Below are 11,876 nucleotides of genomic sequence, written 5' to 3'. Positions count from 1 at the left end.
CCGCTATACGTTTTTCGCCGGCGGCTATATGAAATCGGCAGTTTTCCGTTCGTGAGCCGCGTCCCATACTCTCGTGCCGGCGCGTGCCGGCAAGGAAATCGTTCATGACCACACCAAAACACCTGCTGCTGTACTGGGCGCTGTGCGCAGCGCTGCCCGCGTTCGCTGCGCCGCAACGCGACGTGCAAACCATCGCGCTGGATGCCCGGACGCCGGGCACGCGCTTCGACGGCATCGGCGTCGTGGACGGCGGCGGCGCGACGTCGGTGCTGCTGAAGGATTATCCGGAGCCGCAGCGCAGCCAGATCCTCGACCTGATGTACAAGCTGAAGTTCGGCGCGTCCGTCAGCGCCCTGATCGTCGAAATCCCCGGCGACGGCAATTCCACGCAGGGTTCGATGCCCAGTCACCGCCACACGCGGGCCGATGTGAACTACGGCCGCGGCTACACGTGGTGGGTGCTGCGCGAAGCGAAGAGGCGCAATCCGGCGTTGACCCTGGACGCCGCCGCGTGGAGCGCACCCGGCTGGATCGGCGACAGCGGCGGCAGCCACGACTTCTTTTCGCCCGACGGCGCCGACTACTACGTCAGCTGGCTGAAGGGCTTGCGCGACGTGTACGGCCTCGAGCTCGACGCGATCGGCAGCCGCAACGAACGCGGCGTCAGCTACGATTTCGCGAAAACGCTGCGCGCCCGCCTGGACGCCGGCGGCTTCGCGAAGGTCAAATTGCACAGCTTCGACAACTGGCCCGACGATTCCAAATTCGACTTCGTCAAGGACCTGCCGAAGGATGCCGACCTGCGCAAGTCGATCGACATCATCAGCGCCCACGTGAACGCGCCGGAATCGATCGTTCCCACGTGGGTGCGCGAGGCGGCGGCCGCCATGGACAAGCCGATCTGGAACACCGAGCAGCACGTCTACGTGGCCGGCTTCGACGGCGCGCTGGGCATCGTCCAGGCGTTCAACCGCAACTGGATCGACAGCGGCGTGACGAAGATCGTCGACTGGTACGGCATCGCGGGCCTGTACACGCTCGAACCGTATTCCGGTGTGAAGGAGGCCGCGATCCGCGCGAACTGGCCGTGGAGCGGCCATTACGAGATCAACCCCCAGCTGTGGGCGTATGCGCACTACGGCCAGTTCACGGCGGCCGGCTGGACCTATCTGCCGCACGGCAGCGGCTCGCTCGCGGCCGGCGGCAGCTATGTGGCGCTGAAGTCGCCCGGCCGGGACTACAGCGTGATCGTCGAGACCCGCCACGCGAGCACGCCGCAGACGCTGCGCGTGGCCGTCGGCGCCGGTCTCGCGAAAGGCGACGTGGCCGTGTGGCGCAGCGATGCGCACGCGCAGTTCGTGCATGTCGCTGACCTGCATCCGAAGGGCGGCGCGGTGGCGCTGACCGTCGACCCGGACGCGATCTATTCGCTGACGACGACGCGCGGCCAGCAAAAGGGAAGTTTTGCGAACGTGGCGCCGCAGCAGGCCTTCCCCTTCCCCTACCGCGAGACGTTCGAACGCTACGGCGACGGCCGCGCATGGGGCTATCTGCCGCGCTACTTCGCCGACATCGAGGGTGCGTTCGAGCTGGCGCCGTGTCCGGAGGGCGGTCATACGTGTCTGCACCAGAGCGTGCCGGTGCGGCCGCATTCGTGGGCGCCGGACTGGAAACCGTACACGATCCTCGGTGACGACGGCTGGACGGATTACGAAGTCAGCGCGGACGTGAGGATGCGCCCAGACGAGGCGGCGGCCGTGATGGGGCGGATCAACGACGTCGGCAGCGGCTACGGCGCGATCCCGAAAGGCTACTACCTGGAATTGGACGGCAAGGGCGACGTGCGCCTCGTCGTCGTGCGGGGCAAGGTGGACAAGAAGGCCCTCGTCGGCGACGCCGAGCAGCATGCGCTGATCAAGGCCGCGAACGATGCGGCGGAGGGTGGAGAAAAAGTGCTGGCGCGGGCGGCACTCGGCCCGGCCGCCGACGGCTGGCATACGTTGAAGCTGCGGTTCAGCGGCACGAGCCTCCGCGGCTACGTCGACGGCAAGCCGGTCGTCGAGGCGACGGATGCCCTGTACGGCAAAGGCATGGCGGGCTTGCTGGCCGGCCCGGCGCAATCCGGCCTCAGCATGCCGTACTACCGGGATGTCGTCGTGAACCGCGTCGACGGCGCGCTGCCGCCACCGACGGCGCCATTGCCGGGACAGGCGCCGATGTATTCGCGGCCGCGCTGACGGCGCGTCAGCCCGAGATACCGTATTTGCGCTTCGCCGCCGCCATCTCCGCGTCGAGGGCGGCGAGGCGGGGGTGTGCGGCGTCGAGGGCGCGGATGTGTTCCAGCTGCTCCTGCGCGAGCGCGGCGAGCGGGTGGTCCCAGCCCATCTCCATGACCTGGCGGAGGACGCCGCCGACGACGGCGATCATCACCTGCAGGTTGTTCGGCGCCATGTGCAGCGCTTCCAGCAAGGTCTGGACGGCACCGCGCACGTCGCCCATATTCCGTTTTTCGTCCGCCACGCCGAGCAGGATCTGCGCCTGCGCTCGCAATTGCTTGCCCATGCCGTCCGCGAGGTCCGGCCGGCCCGCCTTGACGAACACGTTCAGCGCCTGCTGCGCCGACAGCGCATCGTCGCCGCCGTTCAGCGCGCCCAGCATCATTTCCGACGCCTCGTCGTCCATGCGGTGCGCGAGGCAGCTTTGCGCCAGCCCCACGCGCATGTTCGGCGACAGTGGGTCGCCCGCGCGCACGGCGTCGACGGCGGTCTTGAGTTCCTTGACGGCGGCGGCGCCATTGCCCGCCGCGTCGTGCAGCAGCGCGACGGAGATCGCCTTGCACGCATCGGCCGCAGGCGTGCCGCGCAGCGACCGTTCGAGGTCGCGGATGACGGTCGACGCACCGGCCGGATCGCCCTTGCCGACGAGCGCGCGCACGAGATTCACGTGGTCTTCGGGATTGCGGAACTCCGAAAAGCGCGAGCGGGTGACGACCTGGCGGAACGATTTCTCGGCGCCGTCCGTGTCGCCTGCCTCCAGCGCGACCTCGCCCAGCCGGCGCAGGCGACGCACGACGTATGGCGAAATGGCGACGGCGTCTTCCAGCGTCTTCTTGGCCAGGGCGGCGTCGCCTCGTTCCTGCTGGCAGCGCGCGAGCAGGTCGTAGGCAGCCATCAGGCGCGGATTGTCGGCGACGAGCTGCTCCAGCAGTGGGATGGCATCGAGCGTGCGGCCCTGCGCGGCGATGGCGCGCGCGAGGCCCAGCCGCGCCCAGCCCACCGGTTTCATGGCGAGGACGTCGCCGTACACGGTCTCCGCCAGCTCGTGCTCCTTCAGCGAGGTGTGCAGTTCGGCGCGCAGCCGGGCGAAGTCGAGCGCGTACGCGGGCCGCGTGCGCGCGGACTCGATCGCCGCGTCGATCGCCTCGCGCGCGCGGCCCTGGGCGATCAGCTGGTAGACCGGAAGCAGGGCGGTGCGGCGGGCGACGGCCTTCTGGATGCGCTCGTGCAGCACCTGCGCCGTGAACGGCTTGAGGATGTAGTCGGTGGGTGTAAGTTCGGCCGCGCTGACCACTTTGCCGTACGCGCCTTCCGCCGTCAGCATGATGAAGATGGCCCACGGCGGGATGATGCGGTGGTGGCGCAGGTCTTCGAGCAGTTGCTGGCCGTCCTGGCCCTCGTTGCTCGTCGTGCCGCTGCCCAGTTCGTACTCGCACAGAATCACGTCGAACGACTTGCGGCCGAGCGCCTTGATCGCCGTGCTCGCGTTCACGGCCGATTCGATGCGCGTCACGCCCGACTGGTTGAGCATGTTCTGCAAGTTCGCGCGCAGGCCGGGGTTCGGGTCGACGATGAGGACGCTCAACTGGGCGTTCAGCGGGGTGGCCGGCTGGCTGGATGGGCTGTTTTCTGGCATGCGTGTCGTTATCCGTCGGGCCGCGCGAAGGGTTTTTTCACACTACGATACCGGTAAGCTGCCACGTCGGCAACTTTTCGCGTGCCAAGCGTCGCCTGCGCCCGACGGAGAGGGTGCCGACGCTGTATAATAGCGGGCTTCTTTCACCCGCAGCCACGCTGCATCAACCGACTTCCAAGCCATGTTGATTCTGCCGGGTTCCAACGCCCTCTCTGCCTTCCGTAGCCAACGCCTCCTCGCGCAACTGCAAGCCGTCGCCCCGACGATTGCCGCCGTGTCCGCACGCTACTACCATTTCATCGATGCAAGCGCCCCGCTGTCCACGGAGGACACCGAGCGCTTGAGCGCCATGCTCACCTATGGCGAGCCTGTGCCGGAAACGCAGTACGAGGGCGTCACCGAGGAATTCTTCGTGATCCCGCGCCTGGGCACGATCTCGCCGTGGGCGTCGAAAGCCACCGACATCGCGCACAACTGCGGCATGGCCCACATCCACCGCGTCGAGCGCGGCGTCGCGTTCACCGTGGTGCTCAAGAGCGGCATCCTCGGCACGGGCTTCGGCGCGCCGAAGAAGCTGGTGGAGAACGAGATCCAGGCCGTCGCCGCGCTGCTGCACGACCGCATGACGGAAACGGTGCTGCGCAGTGCCGACCAGGCGCAAGCGCTGTTTACGGACCTGGAAAGCCGTCCGCTCGAGCAGATCGACGTGCTGGGCCGCGGCCGCGCGGCGCTCGTCGAGGCGAATGCCACGATGGGTCTGGCATTGGCCGAGGACGAGATCGACTACCTGTTCGACGCGTTCTCCCGCGTGCAGCGCAACCCGACGGACGTCGAGCTGATGATGTTCGCGCAGGCGAACTCGGAGCACTGCCGCCACAAGATCTTCAACGCCGAGTGGACCATCGACGGCGTCAAGCAGGACAAGAGCCTGTTCCAGATGATCAAGAACACGCACCAGCTGCAGCCGAAGGGCACGATCGTCGCGTACAGCGACAACTCGGCGATCATGGAAGGCGCCGACGCGCTGCGCTTCTTCCCGCAGGCCGGCAGCCAGGCGTACGCGCCCGTCACGGAGTTGACGCACACGCTGATGAAGGTCGAGACGCACAATCACCCGACCGCGATTTCTCCGTTCCCGGGCGCGTCGACGGGCGCCGGCGGCGAGATCCGCGACGAGGGCGCGACGGGCCGCGGCGCCAAGCCGAAGGCCGGTCTCACGGGCTTCACCGTGTCGAACCTGTACCTGCCGGATGCCGTGCAGCCGTGGGAAAACGCCGCGAACGTGAACTCGGCGGACAAGGCGGGTGCCGACAAAGTCTATGGCAAGCCGGAACGCATCGCGTCGCCGCTGCAGATCATGGTCGACGGCCCGCTGGGCGGCGCCGCCTTCAACAATGAATTCGGTCGTCCGAACCTGGGCGGCTACTTCCGCGTCTACGAACAGAACGTGGGTGCGACCGCCATCGGCGCGAACACCGTGTACGGCTACCACAAGCCGATCATGATCGCGGGCGGCATCGGCAACATCTCCGCCGCCCACACCCACAAGAACGACATCCCGGTCGGCAGCCTGCTGCTGCAACTGGGCGGTCCGGGCATGCGCATCGGCATGGCCGGCGCCGCGGCGTCGTCGATGGCGACGGGTACCAACACGGCCGACCTGGACTTCGACTCGGTCCAGCGCGGCAACCCGGAGATGGAGCGCCGCGCGCAGGAAGTCATCAACAGCTGCTGGCAGCTGGGCGCGGAGAATCCGATCATCTCGATCCACGACGTGGGCGCGGGCGGCATCTCGAACGCGTTCCCGGAAATCACGAACGACGCCAAGCGCGGCGCCACGTTCGATCTGCGCAAGGTGCCGCTGGAAGAAAGCGGCATGTCGCCGAAGGAAATCTGGAGCAACGAGTCGCAGGAGCGCTATGTGCTCGCGATCGCACCTGGCGACCTGCCGCGCTTCGCCGCCATCTGCGAACGCGAGCGCTGTCCGTTCGCCGCCGTCGGCGTCGCGACCGAAGAGCGCCAGCTGCGCCTGATCGACCCCATCACGAATACCTCTCCCGTCGACATGCCGATGGACGTCCTGCTCGGCAAACCGCCGAAGATGCACCGCAACGTCGAGCACGTGAAGGCCCAGTTCAAGCCGGTCGACGTGACGGGCCTGGACCTGGAAGACGTCGCGCGCCGCGTGCTGCTGCTGCCGACCGTCGCCGACAAATCGTTCCTCATCACGATCGGCGACAGGACCGTTGGCGGCATGAGCGTGCGTGACCAGATGGTCGGCCCGTGGCAGGTGCCGGTCGCCGACTGCGCCGTCACCACGTTGAGCTTCGAAGGCTACAAGGGCGAAGCGATGGCGATGGGCGAGCGTACGCCGGTGGCCGTCATCGACGCGGCCGCGTCGGGCCGCATGGCCGTCGGCGAGGCCATCACGAACATCGCCGCGGCACCGATCGCCGACATCTCTGCGATCAAGCTGTCCGCCAACTGGATGGCTGCGTGCGGCCAGCCCGGCCAGGACGCCGCGCTGTTCGACACGGTGAAGGCCGTGGGCATGGAGCTGTGCCCGGCCTTGGGCGTGTCGATCCCGGTCGGCAAGGACTCCCTGTCGATGCGCACGACGTGGAATGAAGACGGCGAGAACAAGGCCGTCGTGTCTCCGGTGTCGCTGATCGTGTCGAGCTTCGCGCCCGTCACGGACGTCCGTAAAACCCTGACGCCGCAACTGCGCACGGACCTCGGCGACACGTCGCTGATCCTCATCGACCTTGGCCGCGGCAAGAACCGCCTCGGCGCCTCGGTGCTGGCGCAAGTGACGCAGCAGCTGGGTAACGACACGCCGGACGTCGACAACCCGGCCGACCTGAAAGCGTTCTTCGCCGCGATCCAGCAACTGAACAACGACGGCAAGCTGTTGGCTTACCACGACCGTTCGGACGGCGGCCTGTATGCCACGCTGTGCGAGATGGCCTTCGCGGGCCGCGCCGGCGTCTCCGTCAACCTCGACATCCTGACGATGGAAGGCGAGCACGCCTCGGACCACGGCGACGCCAAGAACTGGGCGTCGCAAGTGGGCGAGCGCCGCAACGACCTCACCTTGCGCGCGCTGTTCAACGAAGAGCTGGGCGCCGTCGTGCAGGTCAAGACGTCCGAGAAGTCGGATGTGATGAACGTGCTCCGTTCGTTCGACCTGGGCGCCTGCAGCCACATCATCGGCAAGGTGAATGATCGCGGCGTCGTCGAATTCACGCGCGACACGAAGGTCATCTACAACAAGCGCCGCAGCGAACTGCATCGCCTGTGGAGCGAGACGAGCTGGCGCATCGCGCGCCTGCGCGACAACCCGGCGTGCGTCGACCAGGAATACGACCGCCTGCTGGACGAGCAGGATCCGGGCTTCACGCCCAAGCTCGTGCACGACACGACCGTCAACGTCGCGGCGCCATTCATCGCGACGGGTGCGCGTCCCACGGTGGCGATCCTGCGCGAGCAGGGCGTCAACTCGCACATCGAGACGGCATGGGCGATGCACCAGGCGGGCTTCAACGCCGTCGACGTGCACATGAGCGACCTGATCGCCGGCCGCGCCAAGCTGGACGACTATAAGGGCCTGATCGCAGTGGGCGGCTTCTCGTACGGTGACGTGCTGGGCGCCGGCGAAGGCTGGGCCAAGACCATCCTGTTCAACCCGGAGCTGAAGGCCGCGTTCGCTGCCTTCTTCGGCCGCGGCGACACGTTCGGCCTCGGCGTGTGCAACGGCTGCCAGATGATGAGCAACCTGAAGTCCATCATCCCGGGCGCCGACGCATGGCCGAAGTTCACGCGCAACAAGTCGGAACAGTTCGAGGCACGCTTCGGCATGGTCGAGGTGATGGATTCGCCGTCGATCTTCTTCCAGGACCTCGCGGGCACGCACGCGCCGCTGGCGATCGCGCACGGCGAAGGCTTCGCCGATTTCTCGCAGACGGGCGACGTCAAGCAGGTCGTGAAGGCGCTGCGCTACATCGACAACCGCGGCGCTGCGACCGAGGTGTATCCGTTCAATCCGAACGGTTCGCCGGAAGGCCTCACGGCCGTCACGACGCCGGATGGCCGCTTCACCGTCATGATGCCGCACGCGGAGCGGGTCGCGCGTACCGTCACCATGTCGTGGCATCCGGATGGCTGGGGCGAGGATTCGCCGTGGGCGCGCATGTTCCAGAATGCGAGGAAGTGGGTTGGATGAGTTGATCTGACCTAACCTAACCAATTCGAAAGCGCTCGTTCCGAGCGCTTTTTTATATGCGCATGGTTTCAGGTGGAGATAATATGCAAGAGGATTTACTTCTAGAGGTAAGCGGCGAAAGCAAAAACGGTGAGTCTGCTGCGCCTTCGAAATACGAAATCGAACGAGTCATTGGAATCGTCGAGCAGGCCACTCGAGCCGTTATTCCATCCGAGGTTCTTGCTCTGCAGTGCAAAACCGGTAAAGTGATCGATTTTATCGGGCGGAAACGTCGTGCACTGCTATTTACCGCTTTGGGCGCGTTTGTTCTCCTATTTCTCCTTATGTTAATCCAGCGGTGGGTGCCGCGGCACGTGCTAATACCGTTAGCGTTAATTGCTGCAGCTGTGGCAGAACTCGCCAGCATCGCTATGATATTCTCGGAAATTATTGTTGAGTTGCCAACGCTTAACCAACTAAGAAAGAATCCACTGTCGGCCATCTTCAGTGCGCTTCGAATAACGACGAGTCACGATTTATATTATCTACAGCGGTTAACCGAGTGCGACAGAAAGGCTCTACTTTTTGTTCAGAAATATTTCGTATACCAGCGAACGGGCCTAGAGAAGCGTGGTGGTCTGCTGGCAGGAAATATCGATAAAATCGGCATCGTTCCCGCCATTATTGCGGGTCTATTATTTTGGCATACGTTATCTAACTCGATATTTGCGCCGTGGGTGCCTTATCTTGCCGTGCTGCTTTTCGCATTCCATATATTGAATTTGATTTCATTTGGCTGGCAACAGAAAATGGATCGTGTGCTGGCTTTGCTTGAGGTCGTTAGCACTTTGAAGAAATAAATGTCTCGCGTTCATGTGGCCACTAGTGCTCCCAACGCTAACAGCGCCGGCACCGTCTGCACGAACAGGATCCGCCGCGACACCGTCACGGCGCCCCACACGCCGGCCACGGCCACGCACGCCAGTCCGAACACGACGAATGCCCGGCCGATGACGGGATCGGGATGCAGCAACCCCACCGCCAGCGCCGCCACCAGAAAGCCGTTATAGCATCCCTGATTCGACATCAACGGCGCCAGCGCATCCACCCGGTCCTCCTTGATGCCGAAGATCTTCCTGCCGCGCGTGCGGAACAGGACGGTCTCGATGAGGACGATGTAGACGTGGATGGCGATGACGATGGCGGTCAGGACGGTGGCGATCAGCAGCATGGGCATTCCGATCAGTGGTGATGTCCATACTCTACCGTATCCGGCAGGGCCTGTGCATTTCCTGAATGCATCGACCTAGCGGCCGTGCCATCGGAGGGCGTTGCGTGCGAACTTCGCGTTCATGTCGGCGAACGTCAGCCGGGTGTCGATCGTCCGATACACGCGCATGGGCCGGCCTTCGGCGAACGGCACGTAGCGGCCGTCGTCTGCGATGCGAGGGGTTGGCTTGATCATGTACGCGCTCGAGGCGCTGTCCGGGTCGAACGAGGATTGCAGCGCGGTGAGCGTGACGAGCGGGCTGTCGCCGAGGAAGTACGTTTCGCCGAGGCTTCCTTTCATGAGCGCAGAGACGCGCTCCAGTTGCGCGATGAGGAATGTGCCGAGCGTGCCGGCAACCCGCAAGCTCGCCAGCAGTTCGGCATGGCTGATGATGAGCTGCCGGTAGACGTTGCGCGGCACCTGCCAGATATCGACGTCGGCCCGATTGAATATCCACTGGGCCGCCGCGATGTCGATGGTGAGGTTGTATTCGGCGTCCAGCCGTGGCGGAACGCCGGGCAGCAAGTCGTCGTGCTCCATGCCGCCGATCCAGACGAGCTTCAGCCTGCTGCCGATCCGGGGTTCGAGCATCAACGCCGCGGCGAGGTCGGTCAGGCCCGCGCCGGCCGCATAGTAAAGCGGCAAACGCGTATCCGTACGCATGGCTTCGGCGATGATGCGGCGGGCCGCCTCGTTCATCTCGGGTGGTTCGTCCTTCGGCAATGCGGTCCTGCGACCCGGCACGGTGGGCGGGGGCCGCCGCAAACCCATTGCTGCATAGAGTTCGCGCGCCTTTGCGACGGCGTTTTCCGGCTGGTGTGTCGTGCTGTCGAGGAAGTCGCCGACGTGGATGTGGGAACCGATCACGAGCGGGATCTCGACGGATGGCGACAGCAGGTGGTGCGCGAGCTGGAACAGGCCGTCGGGATCGCCAGAAAAATCATTGTCGACGATGACGCGCTGGCGCGGGGCCGCGGTCAGCGCCAGCGCCGGTCGGGCAGCGCCGACCGTTGTCGCAGCAAGACCCGCGCGCAGGACAGCTCTTCGGCCAGGCGACGGGGCGGTGGGGTCGTGCATGCCCGGGTCTCTCCAGTCTCGCTGCGCCGGGAGGCCCGGCGCGTCCGCATCAATGCATCAACTTGTCCAAGGTCGGCTGCATCTCGCGCTGCCAGATCTTGTAGCCGTCGCCGTTCGGATGCAGCAGATCGGGCATGATGTCCTTCGACAGGGTGCCGTCCGGCGCGAGGAACGCTTTATTGATGTTGAGGAAGAACACGCGCTTGCCGTCCGCGAGCTTCGGCAGCAGCGCATTGACCTTCTCGTTGTTCATGCGCTGGGCGTCGTCCGCCTTTTCGGCGCGCGGGAAGATTGCCAGCAGCAGGATCTTCGTGTGCGGCAGGTGTTTCTGGATTTCGTGGATGTCGCGCTTGATGCCCGCATAGAGCAGCTGCGGTTCTTCCATGCGGAAGCCCGTGTTGTTCGTGCCGATCATCATGACGGCCACCTTCGGCGCGATGCCGTCGATCTCGCCATGCTGCAGGCGCCACAGCACGTTTTCCGTGCGGTCGCCGCCGTAGCCCAGGTTCAGCGCGTGGTACTTGCCCCAGAACTCGTCCCACAGCGGCTTGTTGTGCTGTTCCCAGTTGTGCGTGATGGAATCGCCGATGAAGACGAGCTCCGTCGGCTCGCCGGCGGCCTTGCGGCGCGCGATCTCGGCCAGTTTCTCTTCATGACGCGGCATCCACCAGTCGAGCGACCACGATTCGTTCAGCGGCGACGGCGTCACGCTCGCCGTGCGGTAGTCGGGGCAGGTCTCGGTCGGCTTGCCGACTGCGTCGATGCGGATGTTGGCGATCTCGACGTCGCCTTCGCCCGTGCCGTCCAGCGCGAACGGCTTCGTCACGGCGCTGAAGTCGTCGCCCTGGTGATGGAAGCACGACAGCGCATAGCTCAGGTGGCGCCAGCCCTTGCCTTGCGCGGCGCGCGCGGGGATCACGTCCGTGACCTTGCGCTCGCAGCCTTGGCCGCAGTCGATGCGGTAGTTCAGGCCGCCTTTCGCCAGCTCATTGACCTTCAGGTCGAACGACACCGTGCCCTTCGCCAGATAGGGGCGCAGGTCGACGGGGGCGCTTTCCACGCGCACGGTCGAGAACCACGCGTTCTTCCACGAGAAGCCCAGCGCGTCGCCCGTGCCGTCCTTGTTCGTGCGGTGGACGTCGACGAGTGCATTCGGCTGCTTGGCGTCGTCGTTCATGCGGCCGCTATCGCCTTCCAGCGTGTGCTGGACGTCGAAGTCGCCGAACTTGATGTGGGCGCCGGGCAGCGCCTGGCCCACGTACAGCGGCAAGGTGGGCGCCGGCGTGGCGGCGGTCGCGGCGGCCGCGGCCAGCGTGGACAGGAGGAGGGCAGTGGAATGGCGGAATTTCATGGGTGTCTCTGGTTTGTTGTTTGGTCGAACAAATTGATCAAAAAAAAGCGCCCACGAGGAGCGCT

The 11,876-nt window shown here is 65.3% G+C and carries 7 protein-coding genes; 3 read left to right on the top strand and 4 right to left on the bottom strand.

Going from position 1 to position 11,876, the window contains the following annotated elements; genetic code table 11:
• Positions 1-104: 104 nt before the first annotated feature.
• Positions 105-2,237: a glycoside hydrolase family 30 protein gene (locus tag NX784_RS01710; RefSeq protein WP_258814967.1), complete on the top strand. Its 2,133-nt coding sequence runs from the start codon at positions 105-107 to the stop codon at positions 2,235-2,237.
• Between the two features lie 7 nt (positions 2,238-2,244).
• On the opposite strand, the gene NX784_RS01705 is transcribed toward NX784_RS01710, so the two are convergent.
• The gene (locus NX784_RS01705) at positions 2,245-3,912 is read right to left on the bottom strand and encodes a tetratricopeptide repeat-containing response regulator (RefSeq protein WP_258814962.1); all 1,668 of its coding nucleotides are present in this window, start codon (positions 3,910-3,912) and stop codon (positions 2,245-2,247) included.
• Positions 3,913-4,093: 181 nt separating this feature from the next.
• On the opposite strand from NX784_RS01705, the gene purL reads away from it, so the two are divergent.
• Positions 4,094-8,134, top strand: coding sequence for a phosphoribosylformylglycinamidine synthase (gene purL / locus NX784_RS01700; protein ID WP_258814960.1), 4,041 nt, complete (start codon positions 4,094-4,096; stop codon positions 8,132-8,134).
• Positions 8,135-8,217: 83 nt separating this feature from the next.
• Entirely contained in the window at positions 8,218-8,973 is a 756-nt protein-coding gene (locus NX784_RS01695; protein WP_258814959.1) for a hypothetical protein, read from the top strand.
• Between the two features lie 11 nt (positions 8,974-8,984).
• On the opposite strand, the gene NX784_RS01690 is transcribed toward NX784_RS01695, so the two are convergent.
• The 3 genes from NX784_RS01690 to NX784_RS01680 all read right to left on the bottom strand — a co-directional run bounded on the left by NX784_RS01690 (position 8,985) and on the right by NX784_RS01680 (position 11,811).
• Entirely contained in the window at positions 8,985-9,344 is a 360-nt protein-coding gene (locus tag NX784_RS01690) for a DUF1304 domain-containing protein (RefSeq protein ID WP_258814958.1), read from the bottom strand.
• Between the two features lie 75 nt (positions 9,345-9,419).
• The gene (locus NX784_RS01685) at positions 9,420-10,460 is read right to left on the bottom strand and encodes a nucleoside hydrolase (protein ID WP_258814957.1); all 1,041 of its coding nucleotides are present in this window, start codon (positions 10,458-10,460) and stop codon (positions 9,420-9,422) included.
• Positions 10,461-10,509: 49 nt separating this feature from the next.
• Positions 10,510-11,811: a GDSL-type esterase/lipase family protein gene (locus NX784_RS01680; protein ID WP_258814956.1), complete on the bottom strand. Its 1,302-nt coding sequence runs from the start codon at positions 11,809-11,811 to the stop codon at positions 10,510-10,512.
• Positions 11,812-11,876 lie beyond the last annotated feature (65 nt).

The sequence above is a fragment of the Massilia pinisoli genome (genome assembly GCF_024753285.1).
GTDB classification, from domain to species: domain Bacteria; phylum Pseudomonadota; class Gammaproteobacteria; order Burkholderiales; family Burkholderiaceae_D; genus Telluria; species Telluria pinisoli.
The sequence above is the reverse complement of the archived record's forward strand: the minus strand, read 5'-3'. Positions and strand labels throughout refer to the sequence as shown.